A 22,135-nucleotide genomic window follows, 5' to 3' on the forward strand; every position below is an offset into this window, starting at 1 on the left:
GCGGAGTGTCAGTCACCCAATTTATCGACTGAACCACCGCCTTCGCGAGCAAGCCCGCTCCCACAGGTTACTTGTGTTGTTGGTTAGGCTGGTGATTGGCCTACTTGCGCTGTAGCAAACCCGGCAACTGCGCCACCAGCTTTTGATTATTCAACGGCGCACGAATAAACCCACGCTGCGTGCCGTCCGGGCCGATCAACGCCAGGTTGCCGCTGTGGTCCACGGTGTAGTTGGGCTTACTGGTATCGGCCGGAATAAACGGAATGCTCACCGCATTCGAGACCTTCTGCACATCCTCCACATTCGCGCCGGTCAGGCCTTCGAATTGCGGGTCGAAGTAGCCCAGGTACTGCTTGAGCTGGGTCGGCGTGTCGCGGTTGGGGTCGACGCTGACCAGGATCACCTGCAACTTATCCACCGCCTCTTTAGGCAATTCGCTCTTGATCTGGCGCAGTTGCGCGAGGGTGGTCGGGCAGATGTCCGGGCAGAAGGTGTAACCGAAGAACAGCAGGCTCCACTTGCCTTTCAACTCGTTGACCACCACCGGCTGGCCGTCCTGATTGGTCATGGTCACCGGCGGCAGCTGGCGGCTTTGCGGCAGCAGGATAATGCCGGCGTCGATCAGTGCGGTAGGGTCGCCCTGGCCTTTGCCGCTGAGCACTTTGTTAACGGTCAGGCCCATGATCAACGCGACGATGGCCACCAGGATAAAGACGGTTTTTTGAGTTCGAGTCATAGGTTCAACAATAGGTAGTGGTCGACGAGCAGCGCGATAAACAGCAGCAGCAAGTACCAGATAGAGTACTTGAAGGTGTTGATCGCCGCGTGCGGCTTGCTGCCACGGTACAGCACCCAGGCCCATTGCAGAAAGCGCCCGCCCAATACCAGCGCACATGCCAGGTACAGCAGGCCACTCATATGGATCACATAGGGCATGAAGCTCACCGCCAGCAAGGCAAAGGTGTAGAGCAGGATATGCACCTTGGTGTAATGCTCGCCGTGGGTGACCGGCAGCATCGGGATATCGGCCTTGGCGTATTCCTCCTTGCGGTGAATGGCCAGGGCCCAGAAGTGCGGCGGGGTCCAGGCGAAGATGATCAGCACCAGCAGCAGCGGCTCGGCGCTGACATGCCCGGTAACCGCGACCCAGCCGAGCAGCGGTGGCGCAGCACCGGCCAGGCCGCCGATCACGATATTTTGTGGCGTGGCACGCTTGAGAAAGCCGGTGTAGATCACCGCGTAACCCAGCAATGAGGCCAACGTGAGCCAGGCCGCCAACGGGTTGGTGAACGCCAGCAACAAGGCCAAACCTGCAACAGCCAGAAACAATGCAAACGCCAATGCCGCCACGGGTGACACGCGCCCTTCTGCCAACGGCCGTTTATGCGTGCGCGCCATCACCGCATCGATGCGCCGATCCACCACATGGTTAACCGCCGCCGCACCACCGGCGCACAGGGCGATACCCAAATTGCCGAACACCAGCACCGTCCACGGCACCCCGGCGCGGGTCGCGAGGAACATGCCCACCAAGGACGTGATGAGCATCAGCACCACCACTTTCGGCTTGGTCAGCTCCAGGTAATCGCGCCAGATCGCCTGATCGTGACGCGCGCCGATCAAGGTCGCCATGGCATCTCTCCTTTAAGGGTGATGAGGCCCGATACGTGTTTGCGCGGGATAAAACGCCAGCCAAACGGCAGTTGATTACGCACCCGGACCAGGCTGGTACGGGCGTGGTAGTTGACCAACACCAACGTAAGCAATAAACCCGCCCCACCGGCGTTGTGCCCGACCGCCACGGGCAGTGGCAAGCCGAACGCCACATTGCTCACGCCCAGGCAGATTTGCGCCGCGAGGGCGATCAGCAGCAGGCCTGCCAGCCGGGTCATGCCCACGGCGCGCAATTGCCAGGCCAGCCCCAGCAGCACCAGCGTCACCAGCACCGCGCCGATGCGATGGGTCAGGTGGATGGCCGTGCGCGCTTCACTGTCGAGCTGGCCACCGAGGTAATTGGGGCCGATATGCTGGGTGAGGTGAAACCCGTTGGCAAAGTCCGCCGCCGGCCACCATTCGCCATGGCAAGTCGGCAAGTCGACACAGGCCACGGCCGCGTAGTTGGAGCTGACCCAACCGCCCAGCGCAATCTGCCCGATCACCAGCACCAGGCCCGCTGTGGCCCAATACTGCAGGCGCTTGGGCACGATCAATGCGGGCAACACGCCGGACAGTCGCAGGGTCAGCAAAAACAGCAGGCTCAATGTGGCAAAACCGCCGAGCAAATGCCCCGTTACCACTTGCGGCCACAGCTTGAGCGTCACCGTCCACATCCCGAACGCCGCCTGGGCAAACACCACCGCCAACACAAACAGCGGCAATTTCACTGGCTGCCCTGGATCACGCCGATGGCTCCATGAGCGCGCCGCCAGCAGCACAATCAGCAAGCCCAAGGTGCCGGCAAAGTAGCGATGCGTCATCTCGGCCCAGCCCTTGTCGGCCTCTACCGGTGTGTCGGGAAAATGCAGCTCGGCATGCGCCAGCTGGGCTTCGCTTTGCGGCACGCTGATAAACCCGTAGCAGCCGGGCCAGTCCGGGCAGCCGAGGCCGGCGTGGGTCAAGCGCGTGTAGGCGCCCAGCAGCACGACCAGCAGCGCCAGCAAGGTGGCAAACAACGCGAGGCGAAATCCAGGTTTGGCCATGACGATGCCCTTATCCGATGTTCGACAGTTTCAGCAGCAAGCGCAGGTCGTTGAGCAAGTCCTTGCCCTTGACCTTGGCGTCGTAGCGCAGCACCAGGTTGCCGTGTGGGTCGACGATCCACAGTTGCGCCTCGCCCGGCGCGGCGGCGTTTTTACTGAAGGTGGTCAGGTCCAGCGGGTAGCGCTGCAGTTGCGGGTATTCGGCCTTGAGCTTGGCGTCGTAATCGCTGCTCACTGGCTGCACACTCGCCAGTGCATGGCTGGCGCGAGAGGCATCGCGGCCCAGGCTGATTTGCAGCTGGCGCGCCAGGTACACCAGTTGCTGGCACTCGGCAGCACACGCGGTGGGCGCAGTGACCAACAGTTGCCAACGGTCTTCATCGGCCTGTACGCCAATGTCGGCGCGGGTCTGGCCGTTGCCGATCATCTCACCGTGGTAACTGCGGCTGTCGGGCACCCAGAACTGCAACTTGTACATAAAGGTGGCCAGCGCCATCGGGCCGATCACCATCATCAGGATCAGAATCAGCTGCCAGCGGCCTTTGCGACGGTCGGGTGCCTCAGACGTGCTGGGTGGATTCATGGCCGCTCCCATGGGGTTTCTCCTTTTTGTTATGCCATCCGAGGTAGAGGTAAAGCGCCAGCAACGCCAGTGCCATGGCGAACCACTGCACGGCGTAGCCCAAGTGTTTTTCCGGGCCCATGGCGACCACCGGCCAGGTCGTGTCGTAGGTTCCGGGACCGGGTTCGGCGCGCAGCTCATAGGCAAAACCGCTGCGGCCCAACTCCGCCCAGAGCGCGGCGAGATGCAACGCAGTCAGCAAGCGCGGCCATTGCGCGGTGGCGGGGTCGGCGTGCAGTTGGAAGGTTTCGCCGGGGGCGATGTACACCCAGGCATCCAGATTCAACGGTTGTTCAGGCGTGGTGAACACGGGCGGCGTGCGCCGGTCCGGCCAAGGCAGCCAGCCGCGATTGAGCAACAGCCATTCGCCGCTGGCCTGGTCGTGAAAGGGCTGCAACAGTTCAATACCGGCCTTGCCGTCGCGCATGCGGTTGTCGAGCAGCACGCTGTGCTCAGCATCGAACTGGCCGCGCAGGCGCACCCGGCGAAAGGCCGGGTCAGCCATGCCCTCGAGCTGCACGCTGCTGACCGGCTCAGCCACGCGCCGTTCGGCATAGCTGTCCACCAGCAGCTGTTTTTCATGCCCGCGAGCCAGTTGCCAGAACCCCAGGCCCACCATCAGCGGCAGCAATACCAACACCACCAGCGTGGGAGCGAGCCCTGGGCGAAAGTCTTTTATGGCGCTGGCTATACTTGTTTTCATTGCCCGCCTTTTCATTGCCCGCCCATCCGAATGGAACCTGACCATGCTCAAAGCAGCCATTGCCCTGATGCTGATCGCGACTGTCGTGAGCCTGTTCAGTGGCTTGTTCTTTCTGGTCAAGGACGAGGGCAACTCCAACCGCCTCGTCACTGCCTTGACCGTGCGTGTTGTACTGGCCGCGATCACCGTGGGCTTGATCGCCTGGGGCTTTTTCAGCGGCCAGTTGGTGTCTCATGCCCCGTGGTAGAACGCCTCACAGCACGTAAACGAAGAAAAACAGGCCGATCCACACCACATCCACAAAGTGCCAATACCAACTGGCCGCCTCGAAACCGAACTGGTGCTCGGCGTTGAAGTGCCCCTTGAGGATGCGCATCAGCATCACGAACAGAATGATGGTGCCGATGGTCACGTGGGCGCCGTGAAAGCCGGTGAGCATGAAGAAGGTCGCGCCGTACACGCCCGAGCCAAGGGTCAGGCCCAGCTCTTTGTAAGCGTGCATGTACTCCTCGGCCTGAAAGCCCAAAAAGGCCCAACCCAGCAGCACCGTCAGCGCCAGCCAGACTTTCAGCGCGCCGCGATGGCCCTTGCGCAACGCGTGGTGGGCAATGGTGATGGTCACGCTGGAGCTGACCAGCAAGATCGTATTGACCAGCGGCAAACCCCATGGGCTGATGGTGCCTTCGGGCGGCGGGTACAGTTTCGGGTCAGGGTTGTTGAGCAACGGCCAGGCAAATTCGAAGTTCGGCCACAGCATATGCGCGACGCCCTTGGAGCCTTCACCCGCCAGCCATGGCGCGGACATATGCCGCACATAAAACAGCGCGCCGAAGAACGCGATAAAGAACATCACCTCGGAAAAAATGAACCAGGTCATGCCCCAGCGAAACGAGCGATCCATCTGCGGGCTGTACAAACCCGCGCGGCTTTCCTTGATGACCGCGCCGAACCAGCCGAACAGCATGTAGGCCAGCAACAGCCCGCCGACGAAAAAGATCCACGGGCCGTGGGATTCCGGGCGCGCTGCCTTGAGGTCGTTGAACCACACGGCCAGGCCGTACACCGTGATCAACATGCCAAACGTAGCAATTATTGGCCATTTGCTTTGCGCTGGTACGTAGTACGTATCATGAGACGACATGTATTCGCTCTCCTGATTGAGGGGGCAAACAGTAGCTAGCCGCCGGTATGGACGGCCACCGGCGGTTGGCGCGCAGTGATGTCAAACAGCGTGTATGCCAGGGTCAAATGCTTCACATCCTTGGGCATGGCGCGATCGACGATAAAGCGCACAGGCATTTCAATGCGCTGACCTGGCTGCAGCACTTGCTGGGTGAAGCAAAAACATTCGGTCTTGTGGAAATACATCGCCGCTTCGGCCGGGGAAATACTCGGCACGGCCTGGGCGGTCATGGGTTTATCCGTGGGGTTGTAGGCCACGAACAGCATCTCGGTGACGGCGCCGGGGTTGACCACCACCTCATCGGCTTTGGAGTGGAATTCCCAGACCATGTCGATGGCATTGGTGGACATAAACTGCACGCGCACTTGGCGTGTGGGGTCCACCACCTGCTCGCCTTCGTACTGCCCGGCGGTCTTGCCATTGATGCCGAACGCCTTGCACATCACGTCGTAGATCGGCACCAGGGCGAAGCCGAACGCGAACATCGCCACTACCAGGATCAGCAGGCGAGTGACCAGGCGCTTGATGGGAACGGACTCAAGCATGGCGCTCACCCAAGGCGAATGCGGTCAATGTGGGAGCGGCGGTGCGACGATTCGACTTGCTCGCGAATGCGTTTTCATAGCCGCTGAAAATATTGACTGACACACCGCTTTCGCGAGCAAGCCCGCTCCCACACTGACAGTGTTCACAGCGCGACAAAGCGTTCACTTGACCTCCGGCGGCGTCGTAAACGTGTGATACGGCGCGGGCGAGGGGATGCTCCATTCCAGGCCTTCAGCGCCATCCCATGGCTTGGCCGGCGCCGGCGGGCCACCACGGATGCACTTGATCACGATAAACAGGAAGAAGATCTGCGTTGCGCCAAACATGAACGCGCCGATCGAGGAAACCATGTTGAAGTCTGCAAACTGCAGGTTGTAGTCCGGCACCCGGCGCGGCATGCCGGCCAGGCCGACAAAGTGCATCGGGAAGAACGCCATGTTCATGCCCACAAAAGACAGCCAGAAGTGCAGCTTGCCCAGGGTTTCGTCGTACATGTGGCCGGTCCATTTCGGCAACCAGTAGTAGGCTGAGGCGAAGATGCCGAAGATCGCGCCGGGTACCAGTACGTAATGGAAGTGCGCCACTACAAAGTAGGTGTCGTGGTACTGGAAGTCCGCCGGGGCAATCGCCAGCATCAGCCCGGAGAAACCGCCGATGGTGAACAGAATCACAAAGGCCACGGCAAACAGCATGGGTGTCTCAAACGTCAGCGAGCCTTGCCACATGGTGCTCACCCAGTTGAACACCTTCACCCCCGTGGGCACTGCGATCAGCAGCGTGGCGTACATGAAGAACAGCTCGCCCACCAACGGAATGCCCACCACGAACATGTGGTGCGCCCACACGATGAACGACAGAAACGCGATGCTCGCCGTGGCGTAAACCATCGAGGTGTAGCCGAACAGCGGCTTGCGCGAGAAGGTCGGGATGATCGAGCTGACGGCGCCAAACGCCGGCAGGATCATGATGTACACCTCGGGGTGGCCGAAGAACCAGAACACATGCTGGAACAGCACCGGGTCACCGCCACCGGCCGCACTGAAGAAGCTGGTGCCGAAGTGAATGTCCATCAGCATCATGGTCACGCAACCGGCCAGCACCGGCATCACCGCGATCAGCAGGAAGGCGGTAATCAGCCAGGTCCACACGAACAGCGGCATTTTCATCAAGGTCATGCCGGGCGCGCGCAGGTTGAGAATGGTGGCGACCACATTGATCGCGCCCATGATCGAGCTGATGCCCATCAGGTGAATGGCAAAGATGAAAAACGTCACGCTTTCCGGCGCGTAGGTGGTGGAGAGCGGGGCGTAGAAGGTCCAGCCGAAGTTCGGCCCGCCGCCCGGCGTGAATAACGTCGAGACCAGCAGCAGGAACGCTGCCGGCAATAGCCAGAAACTGAAGTTGTTCATGCGCGGCAAGGCCATGTCCGGCGCGCCGATCATCAGCGGGATCATCCAGTTGGCCAGGCCGACGAATGCCGGCATCACCGCGCCAAACACCATGATCAGGCCGTGCATGGTGGTCATCTGGTTGAAGAACGCCGGCTGCACAATCTGCAGGCCGGGCTGGAACAACTCGGCGCGGATCACCATGGCGAACGAGCCGCCGAGCAGGAACATGGTGAAGGCGAACCACAGGTACATTGTGCCGATGTCTTTGTGGTTGGTGGTCAGCACCCAGCGCATCAAGCCTTTGGCGGGGCCGTGGGCATGGTCGGCATGACCATGGTCGATCACAGTGCTCATGGCCGTTCTCCTGCAAAGGAAGGGGCTGTGCGGTTCAGGGCATACGCAGTTGAGGCCGTCATTTGCTTTCCGCCTGTTTCAGAGCCAGCACGTCTTTGGGCGTGACCATGTCGCCTTTGTTGTTGCCCCAGGCGTTGCGTTCGTAGGTGACCACGGCGGCGATATCGACTTCCGACAGCTGTTTGCCGAACGCCGCCATGGCAGTGCCGGGCTTGCCGAAGTACACGCGGTGCAAGTGGTCTTCCTTAGGCCCGGTGGCAATTGGCGAGCCCTTGAGCGCCGGGAACATCGGCGGCAAGCCCTGGCCTTCGGCTTGGTGACAGGCCACGCAGGTGGTGTGGTAAACCTTGTCGCCACGCGCCACCAGCTCATCCAGCGTCCACTCTTTGGACGTCAGCTCCTTGAGCTTGGCGGCCTCTGCCTTGCGCTCGCCCAGCCAGGTGTCGTAGTCGGCCTTGGATTTAACCTCGACCACAATCGGCATGAAGCCGTGGTCTTTGCCGCACAGTTCGGCGCACTGGCCACGGTAGATGCCGGGCTTCTCGACCCGGGTCCAGGCCTCGTTGACGAAACCGGGGATCGCATCGCGCTTGACCGCAAAGGCCGGCACCCACCAGGAGTGGATCACGTCGGCGGCCGTCACCAGAAAGCGCACCTTGGCACCCACCGGCAGCACCAGCGGCTGGTCGACTTCGAGCAAGTAGTGTTCGCCCTTCGTCGCCTGGTTATGGATCTGCTCGGCGGGCGTGGCCAGGTTGCTGAAGAACTCCACGTCCTGGCCCAGGTATTTGTAGTGCCACTTCCACTGATAGCCGGTGACCTGGATATCGATATCCGACTCACTGCTGTCGTAGATGTTGATCAGGGTTTTGGTTGCCGGAATGGCCATGGCCACCAGGATCAGCAAGGGCACCACGGTCCAGAGGATTTCCACGGTCGTGCTCTCGTGGAACTTGGCCGCCACCTGGCCCGTGGAGCGCCGGTGCAGGATCATCGACCAGAACATCGCGCCAAACACGACGATGCCGATCACCACACAGATCCAGAAAATGGTCATGTGCAGGTCAAACACGGCGTGACTGACTTCAGTAGCCCCTGGCGCCATATTCGTTGTCCAGGCGGCGTGCGCCTGGCCGAATACTGACCACAACAGTAGGCCCATCCAAACGTGTGGATGTCGCGTCATTGCGGGTTCCCCTTTATGTTTCTTGTTATCCCGCCGGTTTGCACCTGCGGCGAAGGGAGCGGCTTCCATACTGCTTACAACCGCCAAGCCTTGCCTGCGTCATGCAGTTGGGCGTCATCAGCTAATTGCGTACAAATCCGAGTATAGACAGCCGGGGCAACCCCGCAATGTGTAGGGGCAAATGAGCAGAAACAGACGGGCGGGCCCAATAAAACCGGGGGCGCAAACGTTTATCCGACGAACGATGGCATTTCGATATAACGCGCATGCATAACCATGAAATAATTATGACAAATGCGTCTTAGGCGCTCGTATAAACGAGCTACCTTATCCTCTCCCTTTTCCTACGCCTGTTTCACTGGAGCCTTCATGAACACCGCCGCATTGCGCGAGCAGATTTCCCGTGCCCATCAACACGAAGCCACTACGGGCCAGCTTGCCCAGCAGCTGGAAAAACAATTGCCGCACCTGCATTCGACCATCTCCCTGGCTGACGGTGATCGCAACATTGTCATGACCCGCTTTGTCACTGCCTACATCGAACTGGTTCCGGACTTGCTGGAAGCCGCCAACGATGTGGCCCGCGAAGCCGGTATCGAAAGCCAGATCAAACCGGTGCTGAAAATCGCCGAGCATTTCTTCCTGCAGCCGCCTGCGATCCTGGCCGGCCATGAAGGCCTGGACGGCTTGCTGGATGAGGCCTACCTGGCTCACCGCTTGGTTGAAGAGGTCAACGACCTGTATATCAAGCATTTCGGCCAGCCGTTGATTCCGGCGGATACCACTGTCGCCAACTTGATTGCCCATCAACTGATCGGTGAGCAGTTCGCCAATCAGCTGGATGAAGCCGTGCATTTGGCGGTGGATGAGATGCTCAACGACGAAAGCTTTGCGCTGGAGTCGGTTGAGGCCTATCGCGAACAGCTCAAAAGCCCGGCAACGGAAGCGGCGTGGAAGCGCTGGCCGTGCCTGTCGCGGCAACTGGGCGTTGAGTTGGCACTGGATCAGCCGGCCTGATTTTCAAGCCAACATAGAACTGAATGTGGGAGCGGGCTTGCTCGCGAAGGCGGTGTGTCAGCCAAAGTGATGTTGACTGATCTACCGCTTTCGCGAGCAAGCCCGCTCCCACAGTTTTGATCCGATTTCGTCAGGTGACTGGCGGCGCCGAACCTATCCCCACCGTCGTCCTCACCCGGCCTTCCAGCCTGCGCTTCAACCCACGCGCTTCGATCACCAGCGTCGAACCCTTGGCCGCATTCGCCCGGCCCCATTCCTCCAGCAATTCCAGACACGAATGGTCGATGTAGCTCAAGTTACTCAGCGGCACATGCAAGGTGGTCCCCGCAGGCACCGTCGACAACACCTGAGTCAGCGCCGGCACCTTCAGAAAGGTCGCCGCACCGGTCAATCGCAGCTCCATCTCACCCTTTTGGGGCAAATCGATCAGGCTGACTTTCAATCGCGAAGCTTTAAACGCGAGCTTCAGCAACGTGAGCCCAAAGCCCACCAATACGCCGGTCAGCAGGTCGGTGAAGATGATTGCGAGTGCCGTGGCGGCGTAGGTAAACATCGGCATCCGCCCATAACGGCCCAGCGCGCGGAACGCCTTGACGTCCACCAGCTTGATCCCGGTGTACACCAGCACGCCCGCCAAACTCGCCACCGGAATGCTTTGCAGCACACTCGACAGCAGCAACACAAAACCCAGCAGCCACACACCATGGAACATCGCCGACAGCCGCGTGGTAGCCCCGGCCTGCACGTTGGCCGAGCTGCGCACGATCACGCCGGTCATCGGCAAGGCGCCCACCAAGCCACAGAGCATGTTGCCCACACCTTGGGCAGACAGTTCCTTATCGAAGTCGGAGCGCTGGCCGCTGTGCATCCGATCGACCGCTGCCGCAGACAACAGGGTTTCGGCGCTGGCAATAAACGCGACGGCGAAGGCGGCGATCAGCAGTTGCGGGTCGGCCAGGTTCAGAAGGTCGCTGGGGCGCAGCCAGTCGATGGCGTCGGCGAGGTTTTCCGGCACCTCCACGCGCTTGACCTGCAACGCCAGCACCAGGCTGGTTACCGTCGCCAAGCCCACACCCAGCAACGCACCCGGTACGAAACGCAGTTTTTGCGGACGGAATTTATCCCAGCAGTACATCACCAGCATGGTGGACAGGCCCAGCAAGCCAGCCTGCCAACCCAGGCCACCGCCCAGCGTCGGAATCGCCTCGGCCACGGCCGCCGGGAAGCCTGCCAGGTTATCCAGCCCTGACGGTTTGGGCGCGCCGTCGAGCATCACATGCACCTGCGACAACACAATCAATACGCCGATACCCGCGAGCATGCCGTACACCACCGCCGGCGCCGTGACCCGGAACCAGCAGCCCAGGCGCAAGCGCCCGGCCACCAGTTGCAGGAACCCCGCCAGCAACAGAATCGGCCCGAGCATCATCATCCCGTGCTGGCGCACCAACTCGAACACCAACACCGCCAGCCCCGCCGCCGGGCCACTGACCTGCAGCGGCGAGCCCGCCAGCCAACCCACCACCAGGCCACCGATAATCCCGGTGATCAAACCCTTGGCCGGCGGCATGCCGGACGCAATTGCGATGCCCATGCACAAGGGCAGGGCGACTAGAAACACAACCACCGAGGCCAGCAGCTCCCGTGGCAATACAGCTTTCAATTGAGCAGCACGCATGATGGCTCTCCCGAGGGATTCGCCGGGCGCGGCAAAGCCTGGCTGCATCCATGGCAGCCACCGCTTGACCCGGCAGGGAAGTGTTTTAGAAGCGCGCTCTAGGCGTCGCGCAAGGAATCGGCTCGGTGCCGTTCAGCGGTCTGAATGCCGCCTGGTCCGCATCGTAAGCGCGGATTTCGCTGGTCTCGATGTTGTAGATCCAACCATGGATAAACAAATGACCATTGGCCATACGCGAAGCCACAGAAGGGTGGGTACGCAGATGCTGCAACTGGGCGATGACGTTTTCTTCGGTCAGCACCTTCATGCTCTCGCCTTCGTTGGCGCAGTCGCAGTTGTCTTCAACCATAGACTTGGCGACTTCGGCGTGACGCAACCACGCCCGCACCGTCGGCATTTTTTCCAGGCTGTCGGGGTTGAGTACTGCGCGCATGGCGCCGCAATCGGAGTGCCCGCACACGATGATGTGCTGTACACCCAGGGCGAGTACCGCGTACTCGATGGCGGTGGAAACCCCGCCATTCATCTGGCCGTAGGGCGGCACCACGTTGCCGACATTACGCGTCACAAACAAATCGCCGGGGGAGCTTTGGGTGATCAACTCGGGCACGATCCGTGAGTCGGCGCATGTAATAAACATCGCCCGAGGGCTCTGGGCCGTGGCGAGTTTCTTGAACAGTTCTTCCTGCTGCGGGAAGACGTCGTGATGGAAATGCAAAAAGCCGTCAACGATGTGCTTTAACGCTGCATCGGCAGACTCCGCCACCTGAGGGGCTGAAGCCGACGCAGCCAACGGCTGTTTATCCTTGTCACTCATGATTCATCCTCTTGATTAATGCAGGGGGAGTGTTCAGGTCAGTTCGACGCCTGACTATTGGAATAGTTGAAAAACTAAACAAAGCAAGGCGTCGACTCGTTGGTCACTCGCTGAACAAGGTAACCGTCGAAACTTAACTCAAACTGAATGAACCGCTCTAGAACGCGGGTTTCAGTGATGTCAAAACGCGACTATTCCTACAAGGGCGTGCGTTCGTCCTTACCAGTTTACAACAATGCCATCTGCCTTCCCGGTGGGCAAAACGCGGTGCAATCCAGATTAAACCCTTCCCGCCGATTCAGCCCCAACCGCTTGATCGCCTTGCTGAAGCGCTGCGCGAGTAAATCGGCAAACGGCCCCTCGCCACGCATGCGCACACCGAAGCGGCTGTCGTACACCTCACCACCGCGCACCTGGCGCACCAGGCTCATCACATGGGCGGCGCGCTGCGGGTAATGCGCCGCCAGCCACTCCTCGAACAATGGCGCCACCTCCAGCGGCAAGCGCAGCATCATGTAGGCGGCGCTCTGCGCACCGGCGGCGTGGGCTTCGGCCAGCAGGCTTTCCAGCTCGCTGTCGTTGATCATCGGGATCATCGGCGAGCACAACACGCCCACCGGGATACCCGCCTCGCGCATCACCCGAATCGCCCGCAACCGCGCCTTGGGCGCCGCCGTGCGCGGCTCCAGGATGCGCTTGAGCTCGTCGTCCAGGCTGGTGAGGCTGATCATCACCGCCACCAGCCGCTGACGCGCCAATTCGGTAAGCAGGTCGAGGTCACGCAGAATCAGCGAGCCCTTGGTGATGATGGTCACCGGGTGCCGATAGCGCAGCAGCACTTCGAGAGTTTGCCGGGTGATTTTATAGTCGCGTTCGATAGGTTGGTACGGGTCGGTATTGGAACCCAGGTTGATCGGCGCGCACACATAACCTGGCTTGGACAGCTGTTGCTCCAGCACCTCGGCGGCGTTGGTCTTGGCGATCAGTTTGGTTTCGAAATCCAGCCCTGGCGACAGGTCCCAATAGGCATGGCTGGGCCGCGCATAGCAGTAGATGCAGCCATGCTCGCAGCCGCGATAGGGGTTGATGGAGCGGTCGAACGGCAAGTCCGGCGAGTTGTTGCGGGTGATGATGCTCTTGGCCGTTTCGATACGCACTTCGGTGCCCTGGGTCGGCGGCACTTCCTGGAACCAACCGTCGTCCTCGGCCACGCTGACAGTCGGCGCAAAGCGGTTGTGCAGGTTAGTGGCGGTGCCCCGGCCACGGGGCGGCAACGGAGTAGACATGAAAACGCCTCGATACTGTTTTTATATACAGTATCGAGGCACGAGGTTTCTGACCAGTGCCGTTTGGCGGTCAGGCCAGGATCAATGCTTTTGCGTCACCTGCCCCAAGTCGTCACCCGACGTGCTGCGCATATCGCTCTTGCGCAGGTCGGCCACATCACTGGCTTTGACTGGCGCGCCTTTATTGCCCCAGCTGCCACGGACGAAACTGACCACATCCGCGACTTCCTGGTCCGACAGACGCCATGCGAACGCCGGCATGGTGAAGGTCGACGGCGCCGTGTGAGTGGCTGGCAAGGTGCCGCCGTTCAACACGATGTTGATCAACGAGGTGGCGTCCGCCGTCTGCAACACCGGGTTACCCGCCAGCGCCGGGAACACCCGCGTATAGCCATGGCCGTCGGTACGGTGGCAGGCCGCGCAGTTGTCGATGTACACCGACGCGCCCGGTTTGCTGTCGTCACCTTTCCACAGCGCCTCGGCCACTTGCTTGTCGTACTGGTGCGGCTGGTCCTTCGGATCTACCGCCGGCAGGCTCTTGAGGTAGCGGGCGATCGCAGTGAGGTCGTCCTGGGTCATGTACTGCATGCTGTGCACGACCACATCACTCATGCCACCAAACACCGCGCTGCGGTCACTGCGGCCGGTCTTGAGGAACTGCACCAGTTGCTCTTCGCTCCAGCTGCCGAGGCCGTCCTTGTGGTCGCCGCGCAGGCTTTTCGCGATCCAGCCTTCCAGCGGCGCACTGCCAGACAGGAACGCGTTGCCGTCAGTCGCGCTCAGGGCCTTTTCCTGCATGGTCAGGGCACGCGGTGTATGGCAAGCGCCGCAGTGGCCGAGGCCTTCAACCAGATACGCGCCACGGCTGATGACCGGAGCGGCTGCTGCCTGATGCTCCTCGACTGCCGGGGCAAACATCCAGCGCCACGCCGCCAACGGCCAACGCATGCTCAAGGGCCAGGGAATGTCGCTGTCCTTGTTCTCCTGGGCGACGGGCTCCACACCCTTCATGAAGTAGGCATACAACGCCTGCATGTCGCTGTCGCTGACACGGGCGTAGGACGGGTACGGCATCGCCGGGTAAAGCGTACTACCGTTCTTGGCGACGCCATGGCGCACGGCCTTGTCGAAATCTTCGAAGCTGTAGTCGCCCAGGCCGGTTTTGTCCGGGGTGATGTTGGTGGAATAGATCACGCCAATCGGGGTTTCCATCGGCAGCCCACCGGCGAACGGCTTGCCGCCCTTGGCGGTGTGGCAGGCCACGCAGTCACCGGCACGGGCCAGGTATTCACCCTGCTTGATCAAATCGGTCTCAGCCGCGCTTACCGAGCAACTGCTGAACAGGGCAAAACTGGCGATAACAAGTGCTTTCATGGTCATCGCTCCTTATGCCTGCACCAGCGGGCCGGGGTTTTTCAGGTACTGCTCGCGGATCGCCCGCGCCGACCAGTAGGCCAACGCTGCCACCAGGCCGGTAGGGTTGTAGCCCAGGCCTTGTGGGAAAGCCGATGCGCCTGGGACAAACACGTTGTGTACATCCCAGCTTTGCAGGTAACGGTTCAGCGCACTGGTTTTCGGGTCGGTGCCCATGATCGCGCCACCATTGAGGTGGGTGGTCTGGTAGGACGCGGTGTTGAACTGCTCACCGACTTTTTTGCCCAGCACAGCAATGGCCTTGGGGTTCATCGCCGCGGCGACCTTGCCCATTTTCTCCATCATGAAGCGGTTCATCTTGATGTCGTTTTCCTGCCAGTCGAACGTCATCCGCAGCAACGGCAGGCCGTAGGCATCGCGGTAAACCGGGTCCAGATCCAGGTAGTTGCTCCGGTAGGATTGATGCGCGCCATGGGAGTCCATCGACACCTGGTGGGTGTAGTAATCGGCGGTGGCGCGCTTCCAGGCACTGCCCCACGCCGGCGTGCCCGGCGGGTTGGACGTACCGGCAATCGGCCGGCTGCCGGCCTGGTTGACCCACATCGGCGAGCCGCCCACAAAGCCGTGCGGGCCGTGGTCGAAGTTGTCCGCGTTGAAGTCATCGATGGCCACGCCATTGCCGCCCGCACCGATGAAGTTGTTGGTGTGGGTGTCCTTGTCGAAGAAGGCCTTGATGGTGCCCATGTTCTGGTAGGCAAAGTTGCGGCCCACCACGCCCTCATTGGTAATCGGGTCGTAGGGTTTGCCGATGCCCGAGAGCAACATGAGGCGCACGTTGTTGAACTGGAAGGAGGCGATGATCACCAGGTCCGCCGGCTGCTCGCATTCGCGGCCCTGGGCGTCGATATAGGTCACGCCGGTGGCCTTGCTCTTGGTGCTGTCGAGGTTGACTTTAAGCACGTGGGAATTAGCCCGCAGCTCAAAGTTCGGCACCTGACGCAGCGCCGGCAGGATGTTTACGTTCGGCGAAGCCTTGGAGTACATGTAGCAGACATAGCCACTGCAGAAACCGCAGAAGTTGCACGGCCCCATCTGCGCGCCGTAAGGGTTGGTGTACGGCCCCGAAGTATTCGCAGACGGCAGGTTGTAGGGTTTGTAGCCGACGTCGGTGGCCGCTTTCTGAAACAGCTGCGCCGACACAGTATTTTTCTGCGATTCCAGCGGGAACGGATTAGAGCGATCCGGCGCATACGGGTTGCCGCCACGACCTTCGCCCACCAACTGGCCTTTTACGGTCCAGGCCTGGCCGGAGGTGCCGAAGACTTTTTCGGCGTAGTCGAAAAACGGTTCCAGTTCTTCATAGCTCACGCCGAAGTCCTGGATGGTCATGTCCTTGGGAATGAAGTTCTTGCCGTAGCGCTCTTCATAGTGGCTGCGCATGCGCAACTCGATTGGGTCGACACGAAAATGTACGCCCGACCAATGCAGGCCCGCGCCACCCACGCCATTGCCGGGCAAAAACGCACCCAACTGACGGTTGGGCAGGGCGACGTCATTCACGCTATGGCGAATGGTCACCGTCTCCTTGGAGATGTCCTGAAAGAGTTTTTTACGCACGCTGTAGGTCAGTTCGTCGATGACCTGGGGATAGTTGCCGTCCGGGTAGGTGTCCTGCATCGGGCCGCGCTCCAGCGCTACCACGTTGAGGCCAGCTTCGGTCAGTTCCTTGGCCATGATCGCGCCGGTCCAGCCGAAACCCACGATCACCGCGTCCACTTTCTTCATGATGGTCGCCACGTTTATGCCCTCTCGCCGCGAATGGAAACAGCCGGGAAGGGGTATTGCTCGTTGCGTTCAACCCAGTCCATGAAATCGGCGCGGGCGCCGGGGAAGCCGATCATGGTCCAGCCGACCATGCCTTTGTTGCCACCGTGGATCGGGTCGCAGAAGAAGCCTTCCTTGGTGTTTTGCAGCAACAGGTTGAAAAACATCTTGGCCGGTACGGCCTCGAAATGCGCGGTCATCTCGCCGCCGCCCGCTTCCATACGCCGCAGCATGTCGTCCTGGGTAGCGCTGTCTTGCGCAGCAAAAGCTTTACCGTTGAACGCCTTCGACCACGCATCCGTGGCAGCAATGCCCAGGCGATAGATGTCTTTGGGTACCAATTTGCTCTGCCAACCCATCTCTGGCGCCGCATCGGCGTTGAACGGGCCTTGCATGAACCACAGCGCACCGGCGGCGTAAGGCGTGTTCATCTGGCGGTCGATGTATTCTGGCGCGCCAGCTTCCAGGGCGCCTGGGCCTTGGGCATCCGCGGGTATCAGGCGGGCGACGGCGGCGTTGATAAACGCCCACTCTTCAGCCGTGAAGTAACTTGGCTCGTAGGCTTTGTCGCTGACGGGCGTTTTGGCGGGAGCGGCCTGTGCCGGTTCCGGTGTAGCCATCAACATCGAGCCGCCAAGGCCAGTGCTGGCAACCGTGACCACCGGGATCAAGGTCAGGGATTTGCGTAAAAAGTCACGCCGCGGGTTGTCCTGATCTTGATCAGACATAGGTGCACCTCATCATGTGGTCACGGGTTTATCCGCCGCTTCTAGGAGCAGCGTGATGGTTTACCAGGGGCATTGGATCCCAAAGGGATAGAACACACTGGCAATCAATAGTTACAAATGATAGCAGCCTAAGCATTAGAGGAATCGATTCAGCGCAAAAAACAGCGGATCAGATGGGTGGGTTCACGATTCTTTGACGGCCACCTCACACGGCATTGACCCGTTGTAGGCGATTCTGTGGCCCATCAGCCCTATCCCATTCGGTCTCAACGCGCATGTTCACGATTCGATTACTGCCCGCCCTTGGCCTGGCGTTCATGGCACTGTTCACCACGCTGCAGGCCCAGGCCGACGAGGCTACCTCTATCCGCTCCCCCGAGTGGGCGCAGCCGGTGGGCAACCAATTCAACCTGCACCAGATGACGCCCACGCTGTATCGCAGCGCGTTGCCGGACAGCACTGCGCTGCCCGTGCTGCAAAACCTGAAGATAGGCACAGTGATCAACTTCCTGCCGGAATCTGATGCGCCCTGGCTGCAGACTTCTGATATCAAACAGGTGCAGCTGACGTACCGCACCAACCATGTCGACGATGCCGACGTGCTGGCGGCACTCAGGGCCATCCAGGAAGCCGAAACCCAGGGCCCGGTGCTGATGCACTGCAAACACGGCTCCGATCGCACTGGCCTGATGGCGGCGATGTATCGGGTGGTGATTCAGGGCTGGAGCAAGGAGGATGCGCTGAACGAAATGACGCTGGGCGGCTTCGGTTCCAGTAACGGCTTTAAAGACGGCGTTCGCTACATGATGAAGGCTGATGTCGACAAGTTGCGTACAGCGTTGGCCAATGGCGACTGCAGTACCAGTGAGTTCGCGCTGTGCTCTATGAAAAGCTGGATCAACACGGCCAGTAGCAGCCGTGTCGACCCCAAGAAAGACACCGAATTGGTACTCACACCTTAAGCAGGCATCAGTCCTTTTTCAGCTTGGGATTAGGGAAAAACTGCACCGCCTGCACCTTCGGGTCCGCGGGCGCTTTCAACGCCGACGTATTGACCCGCGTGCCCAATTCCTTGGGCACCGAATTGCCTTGTTCATTCAGCGTGTCCGAATAACCACAGGCCACACATTCGCGGTGCGGCACATCGTCTTCGGTCCACATTTTCAACTTGTCCAACTCTTCGCACGCCGGGCAGACCGCCCCGGCGATAAATTGCTTTTTGCTCACCACAGGCCCATCACTCATGCTGCTGCGTCCTCACTCAGGCCGCTGTGGCGCAAGAGTGCGTCAATCGACGGCGCACGTCCGCGGAAGTCGACGAACAGCACCATCGGCGCCTGTGAGCCACCGCGCGCCAGGATCGCTTCGCGAAAGGCGCGGCCGGTTTCGGCATTGAGCACGCCGTCTTCTTCAAACTTGGAGAAGGCATCTGCCGACAGCACTTCCGCCCACTTATAGCTGTAGTAACCCGCCGCATAACCGCCGGCAAAAATGTGCGCAAAGCTGTTAGGGAAGCGGTTGTAGGCTGGTGGGCGCATCACCGAGACCTCATCGCGCACGCCTTCAAGCACCTGCGCTACCGTGCGGCCATCGCCGTGGGTGGCGTGCAGTTCGAAGTCGAACAGCGAGAATTCCAACTGGCGCACCATCATCAGGCCGGACTGGAAGTTCTTCGCCGCGAGCATTTTTTCCAGCAGGTCCTGGGGCAGCGGCTCGCCGCTTTCATAGTGGCCAGAGATCAGCGCCAGGCCTTCCGGCTCCCAGCACCAGTTCTCCATGAATTGGCTCGGCAATTCCACCGCATCCCAGGCCACGCCGTTGATGCCGGACACGCCCGCGTGTTCAACGCGGGTCAGCAGGTGGTGCAGGCCGTGGCCGAATTCATGGAACAGCGTGGTCACTTCATCGTGAGTCAGCAGGGCAGGCTTGCCGCTGTCGGCCGGGGTGAAGTTGCACACCAGGTTCGCCACCGGGCTTTGCAGCACGCCGTCGACAGTGCGGCGGCGATCGCGCGCGCCGTCCATCCAGGCACCGCCACGCTTGTTGGCGCGGGCGTACAGGTCGAAGAAGAAACGCCCGACGTGCTGGCCGTTTTCCTTGATTTCAAACAGGCGAACATCCGGATGCCAGGTGTCGAAGCCTTTTTGCTCGGCGATTTCGATGCCGTACAGGCGCTGCACGATGGCAAACAGGCCGCCCAGCACTTTGTCGATCGGGAAGTAGGCGCGCAGGGCTTCCTGGGACACGCTGTAACGCTGCTCACGAAGTTTTTCGCCGTAGAAACCGCTGTCCCAGCTTTGCAGGTCGGCGCAGCCTTGTTCGGCGGCGTAAGCCTTGAGCTGTTGCAGGTCCTGGGCGGCAAACGGCTTGCTGCGCTTGGCCAGGTCGCGCAGGAAGCTCAGCACCTGGTCGCTGGACTCGGCCATTTTGGTGGCCAGGCTCAGCTCGGAGAACGACGCGTAACCCAACAGTTTGGCCAGCTCCTGACGCAGGTCGAGGATCTGCTCCATCACCGGGCCGTTATCGTTCTTACCGGCATTCGGGCCTTGGTCCGACGCACGGGTGCAGTAGGCCGCGTAGACTTCTTCACGCAGGGCACGGTCGTGGGCGTAGGTCATTACCGCGTAGTAGCTTGGGAATTCCAGGGTGATCAACCAGCCATCGAGGCCTTTGGCCTGGGCGGCGGCAGCCATCTGCGCCTTGGCCGAGTCGGTCAGGCCGGCGAGGGTGGCTTCGTCGGTGACGTGCCTGGTCCACGCCTGGGTAGCGTCCAGCAGTTGGTTGGAGAATTTGCTGCCCAACTCCGACAGTTTGCTCTGCACTTCGGCGTAACGTTTTTGCTGCTCAGGCGGCAAATCGATACCCGACAGGCGGAAGTCGCGCAGCGAATGTTCCAGAATGGTTTTTTGCGCCACATCGAAACCAGCGGCTTCCGGGCTGTTGGCCAGGGCTTCGAAGGCCTGGAACAGTTCGCGGTTCTGGCCCATCTCGGTGGAATAGGCGCTCAATGCCGGCAGGCACGCCTCGTAGGCTTCGCGCAGTTCGGCGCTGTTGCACACGGCGTTGAGGTGGCTGACCGGGCTCCAGGCCGCGCCCAGGCGGTCATTCAGTTCGTCCATGGCCAGTACCAAACCGGCCCACGTAGGGTTTTTGCCCTGGCTTTGCAGGATGCCTTCGATGGCAACGCGGTTGTCGGCGAGGATCTGTTCGATGGCCGGCTGGACGTGCTCGGCACGGATCGCCGAGAACGGCGGCAGGTCGTAGGACTGCAAAAGTGGGTTGTTCGCGCTCACGGTGGGTACCTTGGCTGAAGAAACTGATAAGACAAAGATGGGGCCATCTTAATTACAATCAACACCCACCGCAGCTATCAACCTATAAGAGAGAGGCTATCGTGACCCTTCGCACCTATCAGAACCACACGCCAACCCTGGGCGCCGGGGCTTTTGTCGATATTTCGGCGGTGGTGATCGGCGATGTCGAAATCGGCACCGACAGCTCGGTTTGGCCATTGACCGTGATTCGCGGCGACATGCACCGCATCCGCATCGGTGCACGCACCAGCGTGCAGGACGGCTGTGTGCTGCACATCACCCACGCCGGGCCGTTCAACCCGGACGGCTTCCCGCTGCTGATCGGCGATGATGTGACCATCGCCCACAAAGTCATGCTGCACGGCTGCACCGTCGGCAATCGCATCCTGATCGGCATGGGCAGCATCGTGATGGACGGCGCAGTAGTCGAAGACGATGTAATCATCGGCGCCGGCAGCCTGGTGCCGCCCGGCAAGAAACTGGAAAGCGGTTTTTTGTACGTAGGCAGCCCGGTTAAACAGATCCGCCCACTGACTGACAAAGAACGTGCCTTCTTCACCTACAGCGCCGCGAACTACGTGAAGCTCAAAGACCTGCACCTGGCGCAAGGATTCGACCGATGAGCCTGAACTACTCCACCGTGCTGTTCGACCTGGACGGCACCTTGACCGACCCGCGCGAGGGCATTACCCGCTCGATCCAGTACGCCCTCGGCAAACTCGGCATTGATGAACCCGACCTGACCAAGCTCGAACACTTTATCGGCCCGCCATTGCTGCAAGCCTTTATGCAGTTCTATGGCTTCGATGAGGCCAAAGCCTGGGAAGCGGTGAATTTTTATCGCGAGCGCTTCAAGGTCACAGGCCTTTATGAAAACCGCGTATTCGACGGCGTGATGCCGTTGCTTGAGGAACTGAATGGCCAAGGCCGCCAGCTGTATGTGGCCACATCCAAGCCGTGGGAGTTTGCCCGTGAGATTGCCCGGCATTTTGATTTTGCCAAGCACTTCAAGGTGATCTACGGCAGCGAACTGGATGGCACGCGCACCAACAAGGTTGAGCTGATTGCACACCTGATGAGCGAAGAGGGCTTGGACCCGGCGACCACCTTGATGATTGGGGATCGCAAGCATGACCTGATCGGGGCGCGCAGCAATGGGTTGGATTCGGCGGCAGTGGGGTATGGGTTTGGCAGTTTTGAAGAGCTGAATGCCGAGGCGCCGACTTGGCATTTTGAGACGTTGGAGCAGATGCATCAGGCGTTTTTGCAGCGTCCTTGAGACCGCTATCGCAGGCAAGCCAGCTCTTATCAAACAAAAAATAACCCATTGTTTTTGCTCTTAAAAATCAAGCCGCTTTAACCAGCTGCAACCCCAACTTTCGCGCCTTGCGCTCCAAGGCGCGCAGTTGCCGG

At 60.5% G+C, this 22,135-nt stretch carries 22 protein-coding genes; 5 read left to right on the forward strand and 17 right to left on the reverse strand.

Annotated elements, in window-relative coordinates; all coding sequences use genetic code 11:
* Positions 1-100: 100 nt before the first annotated feature.
* The 5 genes from ACTD9P_RS24900 to ACTD9P_RS24920 are packed head-to-tail and all read right to left on the reverse strand — an operon-like array spanning position 101 to position 4,024.
* Complete coding sequence (locus ACTD9P_RS24900; protein ID WP_056861000.1) at positions 101-736, reverse strand: SCO family protein; 636 nt, start codon at positions 734-736, stop codon at positions 101-103.
* Complete coding sequence (cyoE, locus tag ACTD9P_RS24905; protein WP_065931975.1) at positions 733-1,632, reverse strand: heme o synthase; 900 nt, start codon at positions 1,630-1,632, stop codon at positions 733-735. The genes ACTD9P_RS24900 and cyoE overlap by 4 nt, the downstream gene beginning before the upstream one ends.
* Entirely contained in the window at positions 1,620-2,699 is a 1,080-nt protein-coding gene (locus ACTD9P_RS24910; protein ID WP_017137895.1) for a COX15/CtaA family protein, read from the reverse strand. The genes cyoE and ACTD9P_RS24910 overlap by 13 nt, the downstream gene beginning before the upstream one ends.
* 10 nt (positions 2,700-2,709) lie before the next feature.
* A complete protein-coding gene (locus ACTD9P_RS24915) occupies positions 2,710-3,294 on the reverse strand; it encodes a PA_0111/PP_0108 family redox-active disulfide protein (RefSeq protein WP_219337552.1) in 585 nt (194 codons plus the stop codon).
* The gene (locus tag ACTD9P_RS24920) at positions 3,260-4,024 is read right to left on the reverse strand and encodes an SURF1 family protein (protein ID WP_438869780.1); all 765 of its coding nucleotides are present in this window, start codon (positions 4,022-4,024) and stop codon (positions 3,260-3,262) included. The genes ACTD9P_RS24915 and ACTD9P_RS24920 overlap by 35 nt, the downstream gene beginning before the upstream one ends.
* A 43-nt stretch (positions 4,025-4,067) precedes the next feature.
* Between ACTD9P_RS24920 and ACTD9P_RS24925 the strand changes: the two genes are divergently transcribed.
* Positions 4,068-4,271: a twin transmembrane helix small protein gene (locus tag ACTD9P_RS24925; RefSeq protein WP_016969525.1), complete on the forward strand. Its 204-nt coding sequence runs from the start codon at positions 4,068-4,070 to the stop codon at positions 4,269-4,271.
* Between the two features lie 6 nt (positions 4,272-4,277).
* Here the strand turns inward: ACTD9P_RS24925 and ACTD9P_RS24930 are convergent, their stop codons facing one another.
* The 4 genes from ACTD9P_RS24930 to coxB form a co-directional block, all read right to left on the reverse strand.
* Complete coding sequence (locus tag ACTD9P_RS24930; protein WP_438869782.1) at positions 4,278-5,165, reverse strand: cytochrome c oxidase subunit 3; 888 nt, start codon at positions 5,163-5,165, stop codon at positions 4,278-4,280.
* A 35-nt stretch (positions 5,166-5,200) separates the two neighbouring features.
* On the reverse strand, positions 5,201-5,752 hold the full coding sequence (locus ACTD9P_RS24935) for a cytochrome c oxidase assembly protein (protein WP_026013768.1): 552 nt from the start codon (positions 5,750-5,752) through the stop codon (positions 5,201-5,203).
* A 162-nt stretch (positions 5,753-5,914) separates the two neighbouring features.
* Positions 5,915-7,498 (reverse strand): cytochrome c oxidase subunit I, encoded by a 1,584-nt coding sequence (ctaD, locus tag ACTD9P_RS24940; RefSeq protein ID WP_017137901.1) that lies wholly within the window; start codon positions 7,496-7,498, stop codon positions 5,915-5,917.
* 58 nt (positions 7,499-7,556) lie between these two features.
* On the reverse strand, positions 7,557-8,684 hold the full coding sequence (coxB, locus tag ACTD9P_RS24945) for a cytochrome c oxidase subunit II (RefSeq protein WP_200430969.1): 1,128 nt from the start codon (positions 8,682-8,684) through the stop codon (positions 7,557-7,559).
* Positions 8,685-9,053: 369 nt separating this feature from the next.
* Here coxB and ACTD9P_RS24950 point away from each other — a divergent pair, with 369 nt between their 5' ends.
* A complete protein-coding gene (locus tag ACTD9P_RS24950) occupies positions 9,054-9,701 on the forward strand; it encodes a hypothetical protein (protein ID WP_438869783.1) in 648 nt (215 codons plus the stop codon).
* Positions 9,702-9,831: 130 nt separating this feature from the next.
* Here ACTD9P_RS24950 and ACTD9P_RS24955 read toward each other — a convergent pair whose 3' ends face one another.
* The 6 genes from ACTD9P_RS24955 to ACTD9P_RS24980 all read right to left on the reverse strand — a co-directional run bounded on the left by ACTD9P_RS24955 (position 9,832) and on the right by ACTD9P_RS24980 (position 17,408).
* A complete protein-coding gene (locus tag ACTD9P_RS24955; RefSeq protein ID WP_438869784.1) occupies positions 9,832-11,379 on the reverse strand; it encodes a SulP family inorganic anion transporter in 1,548 nt (515 codons plus the stop codon).
* Between the two features lie 85 nt (positions 11,380-11,464).
* Positions 11,465-12,196 (reverse strand): carbonic anhydrase, encoded by a 732-nt coding sequence (locus tag ACTD9P_RS24960; protein ID WP_065931983.1) that lies wholly within the window; start codon positions 12,194-12,196, stop codon positions 11,465-11,467.
* A gap of 227 nt (positions 12,197-12,423) precedes the next feature.
* Positions 12,424-13,482, reverse strand: a complete 1,059-nt coding sequence (locus tag ACTD9P_RS24965; protein WP_438869785.1) for a PA0069 family radical SAM protein — start codon at positions 13,480-13,482, stop codon at positions 12,424-12,426.
* 81 nt (positions 13,483-13,563) lie between these two features.
* On the reverse strand, positions 13,564-14,856 hold the full coding sequence (locus ACTD9P_RS24970; protein WP_438869786.1) for a cytochrome c: 1,293 nt from the start codon (positions 14,854-14,856) through the stop codon (positions 13,564-13,566).
* A 12-nt stretch (positions 14,857-14,868) separates the two neighbouring features.
* Positions 14,869-16,653, reverse strand: coding sequence for a GMC family oxidoreductase (locus ACTD9P_RS24975; RefSeq protein ID WP_138813164.1), 1,785 nt, complete (start codon positions 16,651-16,653; stop codon positions 14,869-14,871).
* 2 nt (positions 16,654-16,655) lie between these two features.
* Positions 16,656-17,408, reverse strand: coding sequence for a gluconate 2-dehydrogenase subunit 3 family protein (locus tag ACTD9P_RS24980; protein WP_058420540.1), 753 nt, complete (start codon positions 17,406-17,408; stop codon positions 16,656-16,658).
* A 275-nt stretch (positions 17,409-17,683) separates the two neighbouring features.
* Between ACTD9P_RS24980 and ACTD9P_RS24985 the strand changes: the two genes are divergently transcribed.
* Positions 17,684-18,370, forward strand: a complete 687-nt coding sequence (locus tag ACTD9P_RS24985) for a dual specificity protein phosphatase family protein (RefSeq protein ID WP_438869787.1) — start codon at positions 17,684-17,686, stop codon at positions 18,368-18,370.
* Positions 18,371-18,377: 7 nt separating this feature from the next.
* On the opposite strand, the gene ACTD9P_RS24990 is transcribed toward ACTD9P_RS24985, so the two are convergent.
* Together ACTD9P_RS24990 and prlC are read right to left on the reverse strand one after the other, a co-directional pair.
* The gene (locus ACTD9P_RS24990; protein ID WP_138813166.1) at positions 18,378-18,653 is read right to left on the reverse strand and encodes a YheV family putative zinc ribbon protein; all 276 of its coding nucleotides are present in this window, start codon (positions 18,651-18,653) and stop codon (positions 18,378-18,380) included.
* Positions 18,650-20,701 (reverse strand): oligopeptidase A, encoded by a 2,052-nt coding sequence (gene prlC, locus ACTD9P_RS24995; protein ID WP_438869788.1) that lies wholly within the window; start codon positions 20,699-20,701, stop codon positions 18,650-18,652. The genes ACTD9P_RS24990 and prlC overlap by 4 nt, the downstream gene beginning before the upstream one ends.
* A gap of 101 nt (positions 20,702-20,802) precedes the next feature.
* Here prlC and ACTD9P_RS25000 point away from each other — a divergent pair, with 101 nt between their 5' ends.
* Together ACTD9P_RS25000 and ACTD9P_RS25005 are read left to right on the forward strand one after the other, a co-directional pair.
* Complete coding sequence (locus ACTD9P_RS25000; protein WP_138813168.1) at positions 20,803-21,345, forward strand: gamma carbonic anhydrase family protein; 543 nt, start codon at positions 20,803-20,805, stop codon at positions 21,343-21,345.
* A complete protein-coding gene (locus tag ACTD9P_RS25005; RefSeq protein WP_438869789.1) occupies positions 21,342-22,001 on the forward strand; it encodes an HAD family hydrolase in 660 nt (219 codons plus the stop codon). Before ACTD9P_RS25000 ends, ACTD9P_RS25005 begins: the two co-directional genes overlap by 4 nt.
* The last annotated feature ends 134 nt before the right edge of the window (positions 22,002-22,135 follow it).

Origin of the sequence: Pseudomonas onubensis, assembly GCF_965653655.1 — a bacterium.
Classification (GTDB): domain Bacteria; phylum Pseudomonadota; class Gammaproteobacteria; order Pseudomonadales; family Pseudomonadaceae; genus Aquipseudomonas.